This window comes from Gordonia gummivorans (genome assembly GCF_022513585.1).
Taxonomy (GTDB): domain Bacteria; phylum Actinomycetota; class Actinomycetes; order Mycobacteriales; family Mycobacteriaceae; genus Gordonia.
Genome location: NZ_JAKWBF010000032.1, coordinates 24,853 through 43,026, shown reverse-complemented (window position 1 = coordinate 43,026; position 18,174 = coordinate 24,853). Strand labels below are relative to the sequence as shown.

The window sequence follows — 18,174 nt, the reverse complement described above, 5'->3', positions numbered from 1 at the left end:
CCCACCTCCGCGGCCTGGATTACCCCGCCGCCCACCTCCGCTGCCTGGATTACCCCGCTGCCCACCTCCGCTGCCTGGATTACCCCGCTGCCCACCTCCGCTGCCTGAGGTGCTCGAGGCGCTAGCCGAGAGCCTCGAAGGCCTGGTGACCTCACCTCTTGGTCGCCGACTTTCCTTGTCTCACCGGGCCTTCGAGGCTCCTCGCTAGCGCTCGTCGCACCTCAGGCAGCGGGGGTAGCCCAGGTGCGGAGGCACCTCAGGCAGCGGAAGTCGGCAGTGGTGGACCCCAGGGAGCGAACGGAGGTGTCAGGTTCAAACTCACACCAACGTCGCCAACTGACGAATCATCGCGGGGTCGCGTGCGGTGACCATGAGCATCGTGACGCCCGCAGCCTCCCACTGCTTGATCTGGTGGCGCACTTCGTCTTCGGTGCCCACGATCATCGTCTCGCGCACCATCTCGTCGGGTACCGCGGCGATGGCCTCCGCCTTGCGGCCCGCCAGGAACAGCTCGACGATCTCGTCGACCTGATCGCCATACCCCATCCGCCGATACAGTTCGGCGTGAAAGTTCTTCTCCTTCGCGCCCATTCCGCCCACATACAGCGCAGTGGACGGACGGTAGGCGTCGAGTACCGATCCGACGTCGTCGGTGACGACGACCTGTGCGGTGGCCGCCACCTCGAAGTCCTGCCGGCTGCGTCGGGCCCCCGGTCGCGCGAAACCCTCGTCGAGCCAGGCGTTGTATTGATCGGCGAGGCCGAGGCTGAAGAAGATGGCCAGCCACCCGTCGGCGATCTCCGCGGTCTGCGCGACGTTCTTCGGCCCTTCGGCGCCCAGCCAGATCGGGATGTCGGCGCGCAACGGGTGGGTGATCGGCTTGAGCGGCTTGCCCAGTCCGGTCGATCCGGGCGCATCGGGCGGATAGGGCAACGGATAGTGGTCGCCCGGATTGGTCACTCGCTGCTCGCGGGCGAGGACGTCGCGAACCACCTGGACGTAGTCGCGAGTCCGGGCCAACGGCTTGCCGAACGGCTGGCCGTACCAGCCTTCGACCACCTGCGGACCCGACACGCCCAGCCCGATGATGTGGCGGCCGCCGGACAGATGGTCGAGCGTCAACGCGGCCATCGCGAGGGACGTGGGCGGACGTGCGGACAGCTGGGCCACCGCCGTGCCGAGGCGCACCCGCGTTGTCGCGGCACCCCACCACGCCAACGGGGTGTAGGCGTCCGAGCCCCACGATTCGGCCGTGAACACGGCCTCGAAGCCGCTCTGTTCGGCGGCCGCGATGAGCTCCGGGGCGTTGGGAATGGGGTCGGCGCCCCAGTATCCGAGCTGTAGTCCGAGCTTCACAGTTCTCCAGTTCATCCTGCTCGCCGACACCGCGGGGCGAGTCCGTGACGTGCACCTTGTGCCCAATACTAGAACGTGTTCTACTCGTTGGTGTGAGCATCAGCGCAACCACCTCGCCTGGCCATGCGTCGCCTGTGGCCGTTGTCGAAGAACCGAAATCGCCGATCCTGACGGCTCCGCTGTCGAATTCCTTCGGGTACACCCGTTCCCTCGGTCCGGTCTTGAGCCAGTTCGCGCTGGCCCTGCGGGACGGGCGGATCGTCGGGTCGGCGAACAGCGACGGCACCGTGTCGGTACCGCCCGTCGAGTTCGACCCCACCACCGGATCGCGGACGTCGGAGCTCGTCGATGTGGCAAGCGTCGGCACGGTGACCACGTGGACGTGGCAATCGGAACCCACCGCCGCCCAGCCCCTCGATCGTCCCTTCGCGTGGGCCCTGATCAAGCTCGACGGCGCCGACACCGGACTGCTGCACGCCGTGGCCGTCGACTCCGCCGACGAGATGTCCACCGGCATGCGGGTACACGCGGTGTGGCGTTCCGCCCGAACCGGCCGCATCGACGACATCGCACACTTCGCTGCCGGCGATGCCACCGAAACGGCGCCGGCCAACACCGAAGAGGACTCGGGCGAGCGCAGCGACGGGGCGTTGGACTCGGGCGAGCGCAGCGACGGGGCGTTGGACTCGGGCGAGCGCAGCGACGGGGCGTTGGACTCGGGCGACACCAACGTGGTCATCACGACGCCGATCACCACCGAGATCATCCACTCCGCCAACGAAGAAGAGTCGGTCTACCTCGAAGGACTCAAGGCGGGCAAGCTGATCGGCAGCCGGATCGGTTCCGGCGTCGACGCGGGCCGCGTCTACTTCCCGCCGCGCGGGGTCAGTCCCGCCGACGGCGCGCGCAGCGTCGAACGGGTCGAACTCGCCGACACCGGCATCGTCACCACGTTCTGCATCGTCAACGTGCCGTTCCAGGGCCAGCGGATCAAGCCGCCCTACGTCGCCGCCTACGTCTTGCTCGACGGCTCCGACATCCCCTTCCTGCACCTCATCCTCGACTGCGAGGCGTCCGACGTCCGAATGGGCATGCGCGTCAAGGCCGTGTGGGCGCCCGAAGAGGAGTGGGAGTACTCGATCGGCAACATCAGCCACTTCGCACCCACCGGCGAGGACGACGCCGACTACGAAACCTACCGTGACCACCTCTGATAAGGGACCACCTCTGATGACCCTGCCCCGCATCGCGATCGTCGGCTTCGCGCACAGCCCCAACGTCGCCGGCACCCATGGCACCACCAACGGCGTCGAAATGCTGATCCCCTGCTTCGACAAGCTCTACGCCGAACTCGGCATCGCCCGCACCGACATCGAGTTCTGGTGCAGCGGCTCGTCGGATTACCTTGCCGGACGTGCCTTCTCGTTCATCTCGGCGATCGACTCGATCGGCGCCATGCCGCCGATCAACGAGTCCCACGTGGAGATGGACGGCGCCTGGGCGCTCTACGAGGCGTGGGTGAAGATCGCCACCGGCGAGGTCGACCTCGCGCTCGCCTACGGATTCGGCAAGGCGACCGCGGGCAACATGGATCAGACCTTGGCACTGCAGACCGACCCGTACACCGTCGCGCCACTGTGGCCCGATGCCCGCGCGCTCGGCGCCCTGCAGGCCCGCGCCGGGATCGATGCCGGCGTCTGGACCGAGGCCGACATGGCCGCCGTTGCGGCACGCACCACCGGAGCCTCCGTCGACGAGCTTCTCGCGTCCGACTACGTAGCGAATCCGTTGCGCGCCCACGACATCGCGCCATACACCGACGCCGCGGCGGCGGTCGTCATCGCCAGCGAACGTCGGGCCCGCGAGCTCGTCGCCAACCCGGCCTTCGTGACCGGTTGGGACCATCGCATCGACACACCCAACTTCGGCGCACGCGACCTCACCGTGTCGCCGTCGACCAAGCTGGCCGGCGACACGGCGTTTGCCGGCCGGAGCCGAGCCGTTGACGTGGCCGAGATCAATGCGTCCTACACGCATCAGGAGCTGATCGTGCGCAACGCGCTCGAATTGCCGGAGACCGTGCGTATCAACCCATCCGGCGGATCGCTGGCCGGCAACTCGCTCTTCTCGGCCGGCTTGCAGCGCGTCGGCTACGCGGCACACGAGATCCTCACCGGCAACGCGCAGACCGCGCTCGCCCACGCGTCGAGCGGCCCGCTGCTGCAACAGAACATGGTGGTCACCCTCGCTGCCGAGACCGCAGGAGACGAAAACTGATGGCACACAACAATCGCGCAGCGGTACTCGGGACCGGGCAGACCAAATACGTCGCCAAACGCCACGACGTCACGATGGCCGGCATGTGCCGTGAGGCCATCGACGCCGCGCTCGCCGACGCCAAGGTCTCCATCGACGACATCGACGCCATCGTGATCGGCAAGGCCCCCGACCTTTTCGAGGGCGCCATGATGCCCGAACTCGCCATGGCCGAGGCGATCGGCGCGGTCGGCAAGCGGCTGATCCGTGTACATACGGCAGGCTCGGTCGGCGGGTCGACGGCCAATGTCGCCGCGTCGCTGGTGTTCGCCGGCGTACACCGCCGCGTGCTGGCCGTCGCCTGGGAGAAGCAGTCCGAGTCGAATGCCATGTGGGCGTTGTCGATTCCCGTTCCCTTCACCAAGCCGGTGGGTGCCGGTGCGGGCGGCTTCTTCGCCCCACACGTGCGCTCCTACATCCGCCAGTCGGGTGCGCCCGAGCACGTCGGCGCGATGGTCGCCGCCAAGGATCGCCGTAACGGCGCGTTGAACCCCCTCGCCCACCTGCATCAGCCGGATCAGACCGTCGAGAAGGTGATGAGCTCACAGATGCTGTGGGATCCGATCCGCTACGACGAGACCTGCCCGTCGTCGGACGGTGCGTGCGCAGTGGTCATCGGTGACGAGCAGGCCGCCGACGATGCCGTCGCCGCGGGCGATCCGGTCGCGTGGGTTCACGCCACCGCGATGCGCACCGAACCGCTGTCCTACGCCCACCGCAACGTCGTCAGCCCGCAGGCGGGTCGCGATGCGGCAGCGGCACTCTGGAAGGCCGGCGGCATCAGCAACCCCCTCGACGAGATCGACGCCGCCGAAGTGTACGTGCCGTTCTCGTGGTTCGAGCCGATGTGGCTGGAGAACCTGGGCTTCACCCCCGAGGGCGAGGGCTGGAAGCTCACCGAGGCCGGCGAAACCGAGATCGGCGGTCGGATCCCCTTCAACCCGTCCGGCGGTGTGCTGTCGTCGAATCCGATCGGCGCGTCGGGCATGATCCGCTTCGCCGAGGCCGCGATCCAGGTGATGGGCAAAGCGGGCGATCATCAGGTCGCCGACGCGAGGAAAGCCCTCGGGCACGCGTACGGCGGTGGGTCTCAATACTTCTCGATGTGGCTCGTGGGTGCGGACAAGCCGCTGCACTGAAAGTAGGGGAAGAAGTTCCTCCCCTACCCTTGGTGTCCTCCCTGCTTATTTCCGCGGGGAGGGCTCCAACTCCCACGGACGAATCTCGGGGATGAATCCCGGGCGACGCCGCTCACGCGACGAGGCCGGCGCGCTGCAGCGCTTGCATGATCTTCTTGGCGAACTTGACCGGGTCCCTGAGGTCGGCCCAGGTCCACCGGACAACGATGATGCCGCAGTCCCGAATCGCGTCCTCGCGGAGCTTTTCGGCGTAGATGACCTCCTCGGACAGCCGGTGCCCACTTGCCGCCGACTCGCGGTGGTACTTGAACTTCCCGTCGAACTCGCCGACGACGAGCACGCGGCCCTCGGCGTCGCGCCATCCGAAGTCGCAGCGCTTCACCGACCCGTCGGCAACGGTCACCTCGACCTGGAGCTCGGGCTCCGGGATGCTGGGGTTCTCGCAGATGACGCACTTGCTCAACGATTCACCGATGCTCTCGGACCCTTTCGATGCGAAGGGAAGTGCCGCACGCAGCGTGGCGATCCCGTGTTGGCGACGCAGCGTCGAGGCGATCGCGTCGAGATCGATGTGCTCATTGCGTCGGCTCGCCTGATAGAGGCCGGAGTCCAAGGCGCACAAGGCTTGACGGGGAGTGCCGGTCATCGCGACATCGCACACCGTGCGACCGATGGATGTCATCGTCGTACCGTCGATCGTGACCAAATGCTCGTCCGGAACATCGGTTTGGTGAATTGCCAGGTTCGGCGACGTGCGACCTGAGCGTCGAGAGACGAAATGTACAGTCGACAAATCCGGTTGGAGCAACGGAATCTTGAGCATCGCGGCCGCGGACTGGTGGCTGAGAAACCTGTTCGGCCTGCCGGTCCGGAGTGCCGCGCGGATCATGTCGAGGTACCGCTCCTCGCGACGGGTGATCGTATCCTCGTCGTCGGACTCGGTGACGCGGACGTAAGTTCCCCACCAGACACGCTCGATGGTCTTGTCGCGCAGAGCTTGTCGGATCTCCCAGTCGGATGTCCCCTTGGGAACGATGTCGCGGCGGAAGACGAGTGGGTTGTCGGTGGGTGTGGTGCGGAAGTCGAACTCTTCGGGGTTGGTCATCGCCCGATCGTGCGCCACAATCGCGCCGTCCAGCGACGCTTATCCACAGGTGTGCACAACCGGCTTGACCTTCTTCCCCGAGATTCGTCCGCGGGAGTTGGAGTCGTCCGCGCGAAATTGGCGGGGAGGACACCAAGACTAGGGGAAGAACTTCTTCCCCTACTTCTTTCGGGCCTCCGGAAGTGCGCACGCAGCCCCGTCGGACATACCCGTCGGACGGACGCCGAGCCCCTGGTTGAGCCGCGCGCGCTGGTTCTCCCACGCGATCGTGGCAGCCAGCTCCGCCAACTGTTTGTCCGAAAGATGTTGCGACAGTTCGCGACGCACCTCGGCGAGATCATCGCCGACGGCGGGTGTGATCGTCATGGCCTCGGCGTAGGCGAGCACCAGCTTCTCGACGGCAGAGTAGGCGTCGCTGTCGCGGAAGACCGGTAGGTCCCGGATCTGACGCTCGGTGACGCCTGAACTGCGCGCGAGAGCAGAGCCGATGTCGAGACAGAACTCGCAACTCACCAGGCCTGCCGTCTTGAGCTCGGCGAGCTCCTTGAGCTTGGGGTCCAGCGCGTTGCTCAACAACAGCGCCGACTCGTAGACACCGGTGCCGACCAACAGCTGCGGCCGGCGTCCGAGCCACCCCACCAGGTCACCCCGGTGTCGGCGAGCCGACCTGAACGCCTTCACATAGCCACGAGTCCGATCCAGTGCACGCATCACTCCACCGTAGCAGCGTGCCCGGACCTCTCAGGCGCGGCGAACCGAGTTGATCGTCGCCTCAACCTCCCAAAATGCGCGTAGCGCAACGAGTTTGCCGTTGTCATCAGCACGGTAGGTGAACACTCCGCGGGCTTGCGAGACGTGGCCGGCGATGTGCGTGACGATCTTCCCGATGTAGGCGACCTCGTTGCCGCAGATGATCTCCTCGTCGAAGACGAAGTCGATGCTCTCCGTGGTGGCTATCGACTTGTCCCAGAAGTCGGCGATCTCGGCGTGACCGTGAAACCCCTTGCCCTCCGGATCGAACATCGACGGTCCGACCGGATCCTCCACCGACCCCTCGGCGGCGAAGTTCTCCACCCACGCCTGCTTGTCGCGGGTGGCGACAAACTCGCGCGAGCGTCGTCCGGCCACCACGGCCGGGTGGTTCTGACGATCGATGTTCAGGTATGCGGGAGTATCACTGGTTGCCGTCATCCTCACTTGGTCCCGTAATCGACCTGGAGTTCCTTGACGCCGTTGATCCAGCCGTGACGCAGACGACGCGGCGCCTCGAGCTTGGTGATGTCGGGCACCAGATCGGCGAGAGCGTTGAACATCAGGTTGATCTCCATGCGGGCCAGGTTGGCGCCGACGCAGAAGTGTGCGCCGTTGCCGCCGAATCCGACGTGCGGGTTCGGGTCGCGCAAGACGTTGAAGCTGAACGGGTCGTCGAACACGTCCTCGTCGTAATTGGCTGAGCCGTAGAACATTCCGACGCGTTCACCGGCCTTGATGTCGACGCCGCCGACCTGGGTGTCGTTCTTGGCGGTGCGCTGGAAGCAGTTGACCGGCGTCGCCCAGCGGACGATCTCGTCCACCGCGGTCGCGGGGCGTTCCTTCTTGAACAGTTCCCACTGGTCGGGGTGGTCGAGGAAGGCGTTCATGCCGTGGCTGATGGCATTTCGCGTGGTCTCGTTGCCTGCCACGGTCAGCAGGATGAAGAAGAAGCCGAACTCCGCCTCGTCGAGCGACTGTCCGTCGATGTCGGCGTTGACGAGGACACTGACGATATCCTCCACCGGGTTCTTCCGGCGTTCCTCGGCCATGTTGTAGCCGTAGCCCAAGATCTCGGCCGACGCCATCTGCGGATCGACGCCGAACTCCGGGTCGTCGTAGTTCATCATGTTGTTCGACCAGTCGAACAGCTTGGTCCGATCCTCCTCGGGCACACCGAGCAGGTCCGCGATGGCCAGGAGCGGCAGGTCGACGGCCACGTCGTGGACGAAGTCACCGGTCCCCTTGTCCGCGGCGGCCTTCACGATGGTGCGGGCAGCATCGTCGAGCTTCTCTTCGAGCGAGTGGACTGCCCGAGGGGTGAACGCCTTGGACACCAGCTTGCGCAGACGGGTGTGGTCCGGCGGATCGTGGTTGATCAGCAGCGCCTTGGTGACGTCGAGCTGATCCTGGGTCATCTCGTCGTCGAACCGCATGATGACGCCGTTGGTGGCGGTCGCCCAATCCGCGTTGTTCTTGGAGATCTCCCGGATGTGCTGGTGCTTGGAGATCACCCAGTAGCCACCGTCGTGGAAGCCGCCGCCCTTGCCTTGCGCCTGCGCATTCCACCAGACCGGCGCGGTCTTGCGCAGCTGCGCGAACTCCTGCACCGGAATACCCTTTTCGAGCAGGTCCGGATTCGTGAAATCCCACCCCTCCTGCTCCATGAACGGGCACTTCGCGACACTGTCCGAAGCACTCGCACCCGCGGTCACCGATTCGCTACCGATCGGGGCGCTCTGGGCCTGGGTCACGTCACACCACCTCGCTGTGAGATCTCGTTGAGACTAGAACCTGTTACAAATCTCATTGAAGCACATAGATTCCCGTCGCGCGAACACGAATGAGAACTTGTTCTAGTTTTGTCAATGTGACCTGGGTCTATGGTCCCCGTCACTCTAACTGAAACTGATCTCACGTGCTTCCAGTAGGTCCGCCCATCATCTCCGACCCTGGCCCATGGACGAGAACGAGAACATGTTCTACTTTCTAGGTATCCACGTGGAATAAGCCAAAGGGGTGTTGGGCATGGGTGTACCGGTGATCGTCGAAGCTGCCAGGACGCCGATCGGCAAACGTGCGGGCTGGTTGTCCGGCCTACACGCCGAAGAGCTGTTGGGAATCACGCAACGCGGGCTCATCGAGAAGGCCGGCATCGACCCTGCACTTGTCGAACAGGTCATTGGGGGGTGTGTGACCCAAGCGGGCGCGCAGGCCGGGAACGTCACCCGCAAGGGCTGGCTCTCGGCGGGCCTTCCCGAAACGACGGGCGCCACCACCATCGACTGCCAGTGCGGATCGGCGCAGCAGGCCAATCACCTGATCGCCGGACTCATCGCGACAGACGCGATCGATGTCGGCATTGCCTGCGGGATCGAGATGATGTCGCAGGCCGCACTCGGCGCCAACGTCGGAACCCAGGCCGGGCCGTATCACGCCGAATCCTGGCAGGTCGACATGCCCGACCAGTTCACCGCCGCCGAGCGGATCGCGCAGCGCCGCGGCATCACCCGCGCCGACGTCGACGAACTCGGCGTTCGGAGCCAGCAGCGCGCGCGTCGCGCATGGGACGAAGGACGATTCGACCGCGAAGTGCTCACCTTCAAGGCGCCCGAACGCACCCGCGAGGGCGAACTCACCGGCAACATCATCGACGTCAACCGCGACCAGGGACTCCGCGACACGACGCCGGAATCCCTTGCGGCGCTGAAGCCGGTGATCGAAGGCGGCATCCACACGGCCGGGACGTCGTCGCAGATCTCCGACGGCGCGGCCGCAGTCCTCATCATGGACGAGGCCAAGGCACGGGCCCTGGGACTCACTCCGCGCGCCCGGATCAAGGCCCAGGCACTGGTCGGCGCCGAACCGCATTATCACCTCGACGGCCCGGTGCAGGCCACCGAGCGGGTACTGGCGAAGTCGGGAATGTCGTTGTCCGACATCGACATCGTCGAGATCAACGAGGCGTTCGCATCCGTGGTGCTCAGCTGGGCGCGCGTCCACGGCGCTGACATGGACAAGGTCAACGTCAACGGCGGTGCCATCGCACTCGGACATCCGGTGGGCAGCACCGGATCTCGCCTCATCACCACGGCCCTGCACGAGCTCGAACGCAGCGACTCGCAGACCGCCCTGGTCACCATGTGCGCGGGCGGCGCACTGGCAACCGGCACCATCCTCGAGCGGATCTGAGCATGGCGAAGTCGGCCTTCGACCCCGACAGCCGGCCCAAACAGCTTGACTCGCCGTTTGTCTCACGTCTGATCAAGCTGGGCTCGCGGGCCAACACGGCGATGTACAAGGCGACCGGCGGACGGCTCGGCGGCACGTGGCGGGTGGGCGCCGGACTGCACAAACCGGCACCGGTCTGCCTGCTGACGACCATCGGCCGCAAGAGTGGCAAGCCGCGCACCGCACCGCTGATCTACCTACGACGCGGCGACGCGTTCGTGGTTGTCGCCTCGCAGGGCGGCAGCGCCACCCACCCGGCGTGGTATCTGAATCTGCGTGACAATCCCGATGTTTCGATTCAAGTGGGCAAGAAGACGTTCGATCTGCGCGCCCGCGTCGCCTCCGACACCGAACGTGCCGAGTTGTGGCCCGAACTGGTGAATGTCTATGCCGACTACGACACGTACGCCGCGTGGACCGATCAGGCACCCACCAAACGCATCATCCCGGTGGTGATCTGCGAACCGCGCTGACCGCTCTCAGCGCCGGTTGCGGGACAGCTCCCGGACCGCGGCGCCCGCCCAGGAATCCAGGAACGTCCGCAACTCCGGACCGGATCGGGGCGGAGCTCCCGGATCGAGAACCATCGACTGCAGCGTGCGCAGCACGATCTCGGTGATGATGTCCAGCTCGTCCGCGCCATAGCCCGCGCTCGCCCAGTCGACGTCGAACCGCCCCACCACCGAACCCGCGAACTGACGAGCGAGGTCGGAGGTGAACTCACCCACGACGGGGATGCTCAACCTGTCGGCCCGTAGGAGCAGGCCGACATAGTTGTCGGTGACGAGTTCCTCGAGCACCCCGGCGATGCCCTCGACGATCGCGGTGTCGGGCTCGGAGATCCCGCGCAGGCGGGCCGTCATGCGTTCGAGCAGTCCCTCGACGGCGTCGACCGCCGTGGCCGCGAGAAGTTCGTCGGTCCCGCCGAAGTAGCGGTACACGGTCTGACGTGTGACACCGAGTTCACGGGCAACGTCGGCCAGACTCGTCGCGGCCCCACGCCGGTCGATTGTCAGGCGGGTGGCGGCCAGGATCCGCGCCACCGCCTCCTCGTCGTTGACGGGAACACGGCCGCCCCATCCATGCGTACGCACCAGACGACCCTACGTCACCACGACACCTACTCTCCGGTAGACATCGCGGTCCGATCGACCATACGCATTGAGGCTTGGTGTATGGTGGTGTGACAACGCGCACAGCACGACGACGCGCGCGTTCCGACCTCGAAGGAAGCCATATGACCGCACCGACCGAGGTGTGTCCGTTCCGCAAGGGATTCGACTTCACCGACCCCGACCTGATCGAGCACGGGATGCCCATCGCCGAGTTCGCCCAACTGCGCCGCACCGAACCCGTGTGGTGGAACGAGCAGTTGCCCGGAACCGGCGGCGGTTTCCACGACGGTGGGTACTGGGTCATCTCCAAACACGCTCACGTGCGCGAGATCTCGAAGAACAGCCAGGTGTGGTCGACCAACGCCAACGGCGCGATCATCCGGCTACCGGAGTACGTCACCTCGGACCAGATCGAGTTCACCAAAGCGCTCCTGATCAATCACGATCCGCCCGAGCACACTCGGCTGCGCAAGATCGTGTCGCGGATCTTCACCCCCAAAGCAGTTGGCGCCCTTCATGAACGACTGAAGGAGTCGGCGGCGCGCATCGTGACCGACGCCGCCGCGAAGGCCGACGGCAACTTCGTCGACGACGTCGCGATCCACCTGCCCCTGCAGGCGATCCTGGACTTGATCGGCGTCCCCGAACCCGACCGCGCGCGGATTCACCTGCTCGTCGACGCGATCATCAACAGCGACGATCCGGATCAGTCCATCGACCCGGCCACCGCGAACGCCGAGTTGCTCGGCTACGCCTACAACATGGCCGAAGAACGTCGCAAGAACCCGACCGACGACATCGTCACGACCCTCGTGCAGGCCGACATCGACGGTGAAGCCTTGAACGAGTTGGAGTTCGGCTTCTTCGTCATCCTGCTCATCACCGCGGGCAACGAGACCACTCGCAACGCCACCACCCACGGGATGAACGCCTTCTTCGATCACCCCGACCAATGGGAACTGTTCAAACGCGAACGGCCCGCGACCACCGTCGACGAGATCCTCCGGTGGGCCACCCCGGTGCACGCCTTCCAGCGAACCGCCCTGTCCGACACCACAGTCGGTGGCGTGGAGATCGCCGAAGGCCAACGGGTCGGCCTGTTCTACAGCTCCGCCAACTACGACGAGGACGTCTTCGACGATCCGTTCACCTTCAACATCTCCCGAGATCCCAACCCGCACCTGGCTTTCGGTGGAAACGGCGCACACTTCTGCATCGGCGCCAACCTCGCCCGCCTCGAGTTGCGGCTGATCTTCGACGCGATTGCCGACACACTCCCCGACATCTCGCGCATCGGCGACATGCGTCGCGTGCGCTCGGGGTGGCTCAACGGCGTCAAGGAACTCGACGTCCGCTACGGCTGCCCGGTCGCCTGAGGCCGGCGGGAGGGGACTCAGGCCGCCGGCTTCAGCGCCCACGCCGGCACCCAGTGCGTCACCCTCTCCTCGCGCCCCTTGGCCTTGACGGTGTAGGAGACCCGGCCGAAGAAGTAGCCCCACTCATCCCGCATCCAAGCGGTGAGAACGGCGGTCTGCACGGCGCGGATCTGCAGGCCGTCGGGCTGGTAGCGCCCCACGAAGTGCGGTGGCGTCGGGAACAGCGCAGACAGGTCGATGAGAACGGCCCGGTGGCCCACCGGGTAGTAGACCTGACCGTGCCGCTGGCCGTTGTCACCACCGATCGCCTTCATGCCCACTATCGAACTCTAGTTCGATAGTGGGCATGAACTCAACTCATCCGACGCCGCGGTCGTTACCGGCCCAGTACTGGGCGCGCAGCGCCTTCTTGTCGGGCTTGCCCAGTGCGGTCAGCGGCAGTGCGTCGGCGAAGATGACCTGCTTGGGTGACTGCACCGCGCCCTTGCGTTCCTTGACCGCGGCCTGGATCTGCTCGGTGACGCGAGCCTTGGCCGCGTCGTCGGACTCCGCGTCGGCCCGCAGCACGACGACCGCTGTGACGGCCTCGCCCCACTTCTCGTCGGGCACCCCGATCACTCCCACCTGACCCACCGAAGGATGTTCGGCGACAACGTCTTCCACCTCACGCGGGAACACGTTGAAGCCACCGGTGACGATCATGTCCTTGGTGCGGTCGACGATGTACCAGTAGCCGTCCGTGTCTTCGCGAGCGACGTCGCCGGTGCGCAGCCAGCCGTCGCGGAAGGTGTCGGCGGTCTGTTCGGGCAGACCGAGATATCCGCCGGCCAACAGCGGTCCCGCGACGCAGATCTCGCCGGGTTCACCCTGCGCGACCGGCTTGTCGTCGGGCCCCAGAAGGGCCGTGCGCAGGAAGGCCGACGGACGACCGCAACTGCTGAGCCGGCGCTGATCCTGGCCCTTGCGGGGATGGGCGTCCTTGGGCAGATAGCTGATCACCATGGGCGCCTCGGACTGCCCGTAGTACTGGGCGAAGATCGGCCCGAACCGCTCGATCGCCTCGGCCAACCGGACCGGATTGATCGGCGACGCACCATAATACACGGTCTCCAGCGACGACAGATCCCGCGTGCGCGAGTCGGGATGATCCATCAGCGCGTACAGCATCGACGGCACCAGCATCGTCGCGGTGATCTTCTGTTCTTCGATGGTGCGCAGCACCTCGGCGGGATCGAACTTCGACAGCACCACCATCGACCCGCCCTTCATCAGGGTGGGGATGAAGAAGGCTGCGCCCGCGTGTGAGAGCGGGGTGCACAGCAGGAATCGGGGGTGTTCGGGCCATTCCCATTCGGCCAGTTGGATCTGCGTCATGGTGGCCATCGCGCGGGCAGTTCCGATGACGCCCTTGGGTTTTCCGGTGGTTCCGCCGGTGTAGGTGATCGACACGACATGTTCGGGCGGCAGCGGCGCGGACACCAGCGGCTTGGGCTGATAGGTGTCGGCCTCGGCGATCACGTCGCGGCCCTGGCCGGCGAGCGCCTCGGGCACCGGACCCAGGGTCAGGATCTGCTTGAGGCCGTCGACGCGCTCGAGCAAGGCGACGGCCCGCTCCACGAACGTCGGCACCGGGTCGATGACCAGAGTGGTGACGCCGGCGTCGGAGAGGACGTAGGCGTGGTCGTCGAGCGAGCCGAGCGGATGCAGCGCGGTTCGTCGCCAGCCCTGTGTCTGGCCGGCCCCGATGACGAACAGCACCTCCGGCCGGTTGAGGGCGAGGAGACCGACGGCGGTGCCGGTGCCCGCGCCGAGCGCCTCGAACGCCTGGATGTAGCGGCTGACCGCGGCGGCCATCTCGCCGCCGGTCATCTCGGTGTCGCCGAGGACGAGTACCTTGCGGTCGGCGTGGCGGCGAAGCGCAGCGACCATCAGGTCGCCCATGTGGGTGCCGCCGCGGAGATGGTCGAAGTCGGAGGTCTGCTGAACGTCGGTCATGGGTCCACACTAGGACGTGTTGCAACTTGAGGGAAGCACATCCGCTCGATATCCGGTTTCACATGCACATATGCGAAATTCAATGAAAGTAGAACCTGTTTCACTTCAGCCACACGGTGTGCGTTGCAGAGGTTGTGACGCAGTCGGGCGTGCGCACCGGCTGTGGCCTAGGATCACTGTCATGACTGATCTTGACCTGGCCACCGCCCGCCGCGACATCACCGACGCCCTGCTCACCGCGCTCGAGCGTCGGCACGAGGTTCTCGACGCGATCGTCGACGCCGAGAACCACGACGAGGCCGTCGACGCGATCGCGAGCCTGCTGGGCAAGTCGCAGTTGGGTGCGCAGGCGATCCTCGACATGAAGCTCGACGGCCTGACCAAGGATCAGCGTCGCAAGAATCAGGCCGAACTCTCCGATCTCAACAACGCACTGACCTTCACGCTGGCCGAGCGTCCCGCCAGCAGCGGCGACACCCTCGACCTCCGACCGTTCTCCGCCGACGGCGACGCCGACCTGTTCGCGGTGCGCACCGACGAACTCGGTGTCGCGGGCGACGGTTCGGGCGCACCTGCGGGCAACCTTGACGACGAGATCAGCAAGGCCACCGGCCGCGTCGACAACGAGGAAGCCGTCTGGCTCGTCGCGGTCGAGGGCGCCGACAAGGTCGGGTTCGTCTTCGGTGAACTCACCGACGGCGAGGTCGACGTCCGCATCTGGATCCACCCCGAGCACCGCAAGCACGGCTACGGAACCGCGGCCCTGCGCAAGTCGCGCTCGGAGATGGCCGCCTACTTCCCCGGCGTGCCGATGGTGGTGCGCGCGCCGGGCGCGTGAGGGCTCAGCCCTTGACGCGCCGCGGCACCCCGAACCGTGCGACGATGGCCCGGATCTGATCGCCCTCGTCGACGACGAAGGTCTCCGACACCTTGGCCGCCAGCCCGAGAAACTTTGGCGCGACGTGGACGTAGTACCGGGTTGACACGCTGTGTCCGTCGACCTCCGCCTCGAAATCGCTGATGCGGTGGATCAGACGGAACTGCGGGCCCCGCGCGAGACTGCGCGCGATGTGTGGGCCGTTGCGTCCGGTCTTCACCCCGAATTCCACTCGCGTGCAATCGGGATGGAGAGAGACGGCCGACGCGTCGTGGCTCACCAACGCATCGACGTAGGCCTTGGCGGCCGCGATGCGTGCCGCGTCGCGCTCGCTCACCGTGCGCCGTACACGGGCACGGGTTCGGGTGTCTTGGCCAGTAGCTCTTCGACGACGGGACCGAGTTCGGCAGGTTCCCAACGGGATCCCTTGTCACGTTCGACGCTGCGCTGCCACCCGTCGAGCGCGGTGATCCGCCCGCCTTCGACCTCGAAGACGCGGCCGGTGACCGACGCCGATTCGGGTGACCCCAGCCAGACCACGAGTGGGGAGATGTTGGCCGGGTCCATCACATCGAACGAGCCGTCGGCCGGTGCCGCCATCTGTGCGGCCATGTCGTCGCCGGCGCCCATCGTCATCTGCGTGCGAGCCGCGGGGGCGATCGCGTTGGCGGTGACTCCGTAGCCGCCCAGTTCCGCCGCTGCCTGGATGGTGAGACCGAGGATGCCGGCCTTGGCCGCCACGTAGTTGCCCTGGCCGACCGAACCGAACAGTCCCGCACCGGAACTCGTGTTGATGATGCGTCCGGCCGGCTGCCGTCCCGCCTTGGACTCGGCCCGCCAGTACGCGCTGGCGCTCCGCAGGGTGACGAAGTGCCCCTTCAGATGAACCCGCACCACGGCATCCCATTCGTCCTCCGACAGCGACACCAGCATGCGGTCGCGGACGAATCCGGCATTGTTGACCAGGATGTCGAGACGACCGAACTCGCTCACCGCCGTGTCCACCAGCGCGGCACCGTAATCCCAATCGGCGACGTCGCCGACCGAGGCCACAGCTTCCCCACCGGCGGCGCGGATCTCGTCGGCCACGGCCGCTGCCGCGTCGGCCGCATAGTCGTTGACCACGACCCGCGCGCCGTCGGCCGCGAAGGCCAGCGCATGCGCCCGTCCGATACCCTGCCCGGCGCCGGTCACGATCGCGACCCGACCCTCGTTCACCCTGTCACCCAAGACTTTTCCCTCTCAGCTTGCTGTTCCAACCGTCTCGTTGTTCACTGTGGCCGCATCCAGGAAGGCCGGCTTCTCGCCGCCGCCGTGCACCGTCAGCGTCGACCCGGTGACGTATCCGGCCAACGGGGACAGCAGGAATGACACCGCATTTCCGATGTCGGCGGGAGTGGCCATCCGACCCATCGGGATGGTCGCGCCGACCGCAGCGACCCCGTCCGCATCGCCGTAGTGCAGGTGCGACTGTTCGGTCTCGACCGGCCCGGCCACGACGGAGTTGACCCGCACGCGCGGCGCCCATTCGACCGCCAGCGACGACATCAGGTTGTCGAGTCCCGCCTTCGCGGCACCGTAGGCCGATGTCCCCGGCGATGGCCGGTGCCCACTGACGCTCGACACGTTGACGATCGCGCCGCCGTCCGCCTGGGTCTGCATGACGGCGTTGGCGTGGCGCGCGACGATCATCGGCGCCAGCAGGTTGAGTTCGACGATCTTGCCGGTAAACCGGGCCGACGCGTCGGCCGCCGGTACAAACGGCGACCCGCCCGCGTTGTTGACCACCCCGTCGATCCGGCCGTGCTCGTCGGCGATCTGCCGGATCATCGCCTCGACCGCCGCGTCGTCGCGCACGTCGCAGGCCACGAACTCGACGTCGCGCAGGTCGGCGACCACGTTGTCGGGGCTGCGGCCGCAGATCACCGGCACCGCGCCGAGCCCGACGAGCGTCCTGGTGATTCCCGCGCCAACCCCTCGAGCACCGCCGGTCACCAGGACGACCGTGCCTGTCAGGCCCAGATCGACCTGTGACTGCGTCTCCATGGGTGCTACCCTACCAAACAACCAAGCACTTGCTTGGTTCGATTTCTCTGATGTTCGATGCTCGACGAGAGGAGCACGAGTGCCGATCACCACCGACACCACCGCATCCGGGATCGTGACGGTGACCGTCGACTATCCCCCGGTCAACGCACTGCCCTCGGCTGCCTGGTTCGAATTGGCCGACGCGATCACCGCAGCCGGAGACGACCCCGACACCCATGTCGTGGTGCTGCGCGCCGAGGGCCGTGGGTTCAACGCGGGCGTCGACATCAAGGAGATGCAGGCCACCGACGGCTTCGACGCTCTCATCGGCGCCAATCGCGGTTGCGCCGCGGCCTTCTCCGCCGTCTACGACTGCGCGGTCCCGGTGATCGTGGCGGTCAACGGGTTCTGCGTCGGTGGCGGCGTCGGCCTCGTCGGCAACGCCGACGTCATCGTGGCCTCCGACGATGCGGTCTTCGGGTTGCCCGAGGTGGATCGCGGCGCACTCGGCGCGGCCACGCATCTGGCGCGCCTCGTTCCGCAGCACATGATGCGCACGCTGTACTACACGGCCCAGAATGTGACGGCACAGCAACTCGAGCACTTCGGCTCGGTGTATCGCGTCGTGCCGCGCGAGCAATTGCTCGACACCGCACTGGAAGTCGCCGAGATGATCGCCGCCAAGGACACCCGCGTGATCCGGGCGGCGAAGGAAGCGATCAACCACATCGACCCGGTGGACGTGAAGTCGAGTTACCGGCTGGAGCAGGGCTTCACCTTCGAACTCAACCTCGCCGGCGTCGCCGACGAACACCGCGATGCCTTCGTCGCCACCGGAAAGCCCAAAACCAGCGCTGCAGCTCACGCCAACGGAGGACCGGCCTGA

The 18,174-nt window shown here is 66.4% G+C and carries 19 protein-coding genes; 8 read left to right on the top strand and 11 right to left on the bottom strand.

Going from position 1 to position 18,174, the window contains the following annotated elements; all coding sequences use genetic code 11:
* Positions 1 to 318 precede the first annotated feature (318 nt).
* Positions 319 to 1,356 carry an LLM class F420-dependent oxidoreductase gene (locus MKW15_RS19930; RefSeq protein ID WP_240861262.1) on the bottom strand — a complete coding sequence of 346 codons (1,038 nt, stop codon included), beginning with the start codon at positions 1,354 to 1,356 and terminating at the stop codon, positions 319 to 321.
* Between the two features lie 134 nt (positions 1,357 to 1,490).
* Between MKW15_RS19930 and MKW15_RS19925 the strand changes: the two genes are divergently transcribed.
* The 3 genes from MKW15_RS19925 to MKW15_RS19915 are packed head-to-tail and all read left to right on the top strand — an operon-like array spanning position 1,491 to position 4,811.
* Complete coding sequence (locus tag MKW15_RS19925; protein WP_240861260.1) at positions 1,491 to 2,570, top strand: Zn-ribbon domain-containing OB-fold protein; 1,080 nt, start codon at positions 1,491 to 1,493, stop codon at positions 2,568 to 2,570.
* Between the two features lie 16 nt (positions 2,571 to 2,586).
* Positions 2,587 to 3,633: a thiolase domain-containing protein gene (locus tag MKW15_RS19920; RefSeq protein ID WP_240861257.1), complete on the top strand. Its 1,047-nt coding sequence runs from the start codon at positions 2,587 to 2,589 to the stop codon at positions 3,631 to 3,633.
* Complete coding sequence (locus MKW15_RS19915; protein WP_240861206.1) at positions 3,633 to 4,811, top strand: thiolase domain-containing protein; 1,179 nt, start codon at positions 3,633 to 3,635, stop codon at positions 4,809 to 4,811. The genes MKW15_RS19920 and MKW15_RS19915 overlap by 1 nt, the downstream gene beginning before the upstream one ends.
* Positions 4,812 to 4,923: 112 nt before the next feature.
* Here MKW15_RS19915 and MKW15_RS19910 read toward each other — a convergent pair whose 3' ends face one another.
* The 4 genes from MKW15_RS19910 to MKW15_RS19895 all read right to left on the bottom strand — a co-directional run bounded on the left by MKW15_RS19910 (position 4,924) and on the right by MKW15_RS19895 (position 8,420).
* Complete coding sequence (locus MKW15_RS19910; RefSeq protein WP_240861204.1) at positions 4,924 to 5,916, bottom strand: hypothetical protein; 993 nt, start codon at positions 5,914 to 5,916, stop codon at positions 4,924 to 4,926.
* 159 nt (positions 5,917 to 6,075) lie between these two features.
* Positions 6,076 to 6,627: a carboxymuconolactone decarboxylase family protein gene (locus MKW15_RS19905; RefSeq protein WP_240861202.1), complete on the bottom strand. Its 552-nt coding sequence runs from the start codon at positions 6,625 to 6,627 to the stop codon at positions 6,076 to 6,078.
* A 30-nt stretch (positions 6,628 to 6,657) separates the two neighbouring features.
* Positions 6,658 to 7,107 carry a nuclear transport factor 2 family protein gene (locus MKW15_RS19900; RefSeq protein ID WP_240861200.1) on the bottom strand — a complete coding sequence of 150 codons (450 nt, stop codon included), beginning with the start codon at positions 7,105 to 7,107 and terminating at the stop codon, positions 6,658 to 6,660.
* A 2-nt stretch (positions 7,108 to 7,109) separates the two neighbouring features.
* Positions 7,110 to 8,420, bottom strand: coding sequence for a cytochrome P450 (locus MKW15_RS19895; RefSeq protein ID WP_308221075.1), 1,311 nt, complete (start codon positions 8,418 to 8,420; stop codon positions 7,110 to 7,112).
* A 274-nt stretch (positions 8,421 to 8,694) separates the two neighbouring features.
* Here MKW15_RS19895 and MKW15_RS19890 point away from each other — a divergent pair, with 274 nt between their 5' ends.
* Together MKW15_RS19890 and MKW15_RS19885 are read left to right on the top strand one after the other, a co-directional pair.
* Complete coding sequence (locus tag MKW15_RS19890) at positions 8,695 to 9,858, top strand: steroid 3-ketoacyl-CoA thiolase (RefSeq protein ID WP_240861198.1); 1,164 nt, start codon at positions 8,695 to 8,697, stop codon at positions 9,856 to 9,858.
* Positions 9,859 to 9,860: 2 nt separating this feature from the next.
* Complete coding sequence (locus tag MKW15_RS19885) at positions 9,861 to 10,370, top strand: nitroreductase family deazaflavin-dependent oxidoreductase (RefSeq protein WP_240861197.1); 510 nt, start codon at positions 9,861 to 9,863, stop codon at positions 10,368 to 10,370.
* Between the two features lie 6 nt (positions 10,371 to 10,376).
* Here MKW15_RS19885 and MKW15_RS19880 read toward each other — a convergent pair whose 3' ends face one another.
* A complete protein-coding gene (locus MKW15_RS19880; protein WP_240861195.1) occupies positions 10,377 to 10,991 on the bottom strand; it encodes a TetR/AcrR family transcriptional regulator in 615 nt (204 codons plus the stop codon).
* Positions 10,992 to 11,134: 143 nt separating this feature from the next.
* Between MKW15_RS19880 and MKW15_RS19875 the strand changes: the two genes are divergently transcribed.
* Positions 11,135 to 12,388: a cytochrome P450 gene (locus tag MKW15_RS19875; protein ID WP_240861193.1), complete on the top strand. Its 1,254-nt coding sequence runs from the start codon at positions 11,135 to 11,137 to the stop codon at positions 12,386 to 12,388.
* Positions 12,389 to 12,405: 17 nt separating this feature from the next.
* On the opposite strand, the gene MKW15_RS19870 is transcribed toward MKW15_RS19875, so the two are convergent.
* Positions 12,406 to 12,702, bottom strand: coding sequence for a hypothetical protein (locus tag MKW15_RS19870; RefSeq protein ID WP_240861252.1), 297 nt, complete (start codon positions 12,700 to 12,702; stop codon positions 12,406 to 12,408).
* Between the two features lie 43 nt (positions 12,703 to 12,745).
* Positions 12,746 to 14,383 carry a fatty-acid--CoA ligase FadD8 gene (gene fadD8 / locus MKW15_RS19865; RefSeq protein ID WP_240861191.1) on the bottom strand — a complete coding sequence of 546 codons (1,638 nt, stop codon included), beginning with the start codon at positions 14,381 to 14,383 and terminating at the stop codon, positions 12,746 to 12,748.
* Positions 14,384 to 14,564: 181 nt separating this feature from the next.
* Here fadD8 and MKW15_RS19860 point away from each other — a divergent pair, with 181 nt between their 5' ends.
* Positions 14,565 to 15,221, top strand: coding sequence for a GNAT family N-acetyltransferase (locus MKW15_RS19860; RefSeq protein WP_240861189.1), 657 nt, complete (start codon positions 14,565 to 14,567; stop codon positions 15,219 to 15,221).
* Positions 15,222 to 15,225: 4 nt separating this feature from the next.
* On the opposite strand, the gene MKW15_RS19855 is transcribed toward MKW15_RS19860, so the two are convergent.
* From MKW15_RS19855 to MKW15_RS19845, 3 genes are read right to left on the bottom strand one after another with little or no spacing between them, the layout of a single operon-like run.
* Entirely contained in the window at positions 15,226 to 15,597 is a 372-nt protein-coding gene (locus MKW15_RS19855; RefSeq protein ID WP_240861187.1) for a hypothetical protein, read from the bottom strand.
* Complete coding sequence (locus MKW15_RS19850) at positions 15,594 to 16,490, bottom strand: SDR family oxidoreductase (protein WP_240861185.1); 897 nt, start codon at positions 16,488 to 16,490, stop codon at positions 15,594 to 15,596. The genes MKW15_RS19855 and MKW15_RS19850 overlap by 4 nt, the downstream gene beginning before the upstream one ends.
* A 12-nt stretch (positions 16,491 to 16,502) precedes the next feature.
* Positions 16,503 to 17,306 carry an SDR family oxidoreductase gene (locus MKW15_RS19845; protein ID WP_240861184.1) on the bottom strand — a complete coding sequence of 268 codons (804 nt, stop codon included), beginning with the start codon at positions 17,304 to 17,306 and terminating at the stop codon, positions 16,503 to 16,505.
* A 79-nt stretch (positions 17,307 to 17,385) separates the two neighbouring features.
* On the opposite strand from MKW15_RS19845, the gene echA20 reads away from it, so the two are divergent.
* Complete coding sequence (gene echA20, locus MKW15_RS19840) at positions 17,386 to 18,174, top strand: (7aS)-7a-methyl-1,5-dioxo-2,3,5,6,7,7a-hexahydro-1H-indene-carboxyl-CoA hydrolase (RefSeq protein WP_240861183.1); 789 nt, start codon at positions 17,386 to 17,388, stop codon at positions 18,172 to 18,174.

Bases quoted from the DNA above. Each gene is read 5' to 3' on its own strand.
- MKW15_RS19875 (WP_240861193.1), top strand. From the start codon at position 11,135: ATGACCGCACCGACCGAGGTGTGTCCGTTCCGCAAGGGATTCGACTTC.
- MKW15_RS19905 (WP_240861202.1), bottom strand. From the start codon at position 6,627: ATGCGTGCACTGGATCGGACTCGTGGCTATGTGAAGGCGTTCAGGTCG.
- MKW15_RS19870 (WP_240861252.1), bottom strand. From the start codon at position 12,702: ATGAAGGCGATCGGTGGTGACAACGGCCAGCGGCACGGTCAGGTCTAC.
- MKW15_RS19860 (WP_240861189.1), top strand. From the start codon at position 14,565: ATGACTGATCTTGACCTGGCCACCGCCCGCCGCGACATCACCGACGCC.
- MKW15_RS19920 (WP_240861257.1), top strand. From the start codon at position 2,587: ATGACCCTGCCCCGCATCGCGATCGTCGGCTTCGCGCACAGCCCCAAC.
- MKW15_RS19900 (WP_240861200.1), bottom strand. From the start codon at position 7,107: ATGACGGCAACCAGTGATACTCCCGCATACCTGAACATCGATCGTCAG.
- MKW15_RS19885 (WP_240861197.1), top strand. From the start codon at position 9,861: ATGGCGAAGTCGGCCTTCGACCCCGACAGCCGGCCCAAACAGCTTGAC.
- MKW15_RS19915 (WP_240861206.1), top strand. From the start codon at position 3,633: ATGGCACACAACAATCGCGCAGCGGTACTCGGGACCGGGCAGACCAAA.
- MKW15_RS19910 (WP_240861204.1), bottom strand. From the start codon at position 5,916: ATGACCAACCCCGAAGAGTTCGACTTCCGCACCACACCCACCGACAAC.
- fadD8 (WP_240861191.1), bottom strand. From the start codon at position 14,383: ATGACCGACGTTCAGCAGACCTCCGACTTCGACCATCTCCGCGGCGGC.
- MKW15_RS19890 (WP_240861198.1), top strand. From the start codon at position 8,695: ATGGGTGTACCGGTGATCGTCGAAGCTGCCAGGACGCCGATCGGCAAA.
- MKW15_RS19845 (WP_240861184.1), bottom strand. From the start codon at position 17,306: ATGGAGACGCAGTCACAGGTCGATCTGGGCCTGACAGGCACGGTCGTC.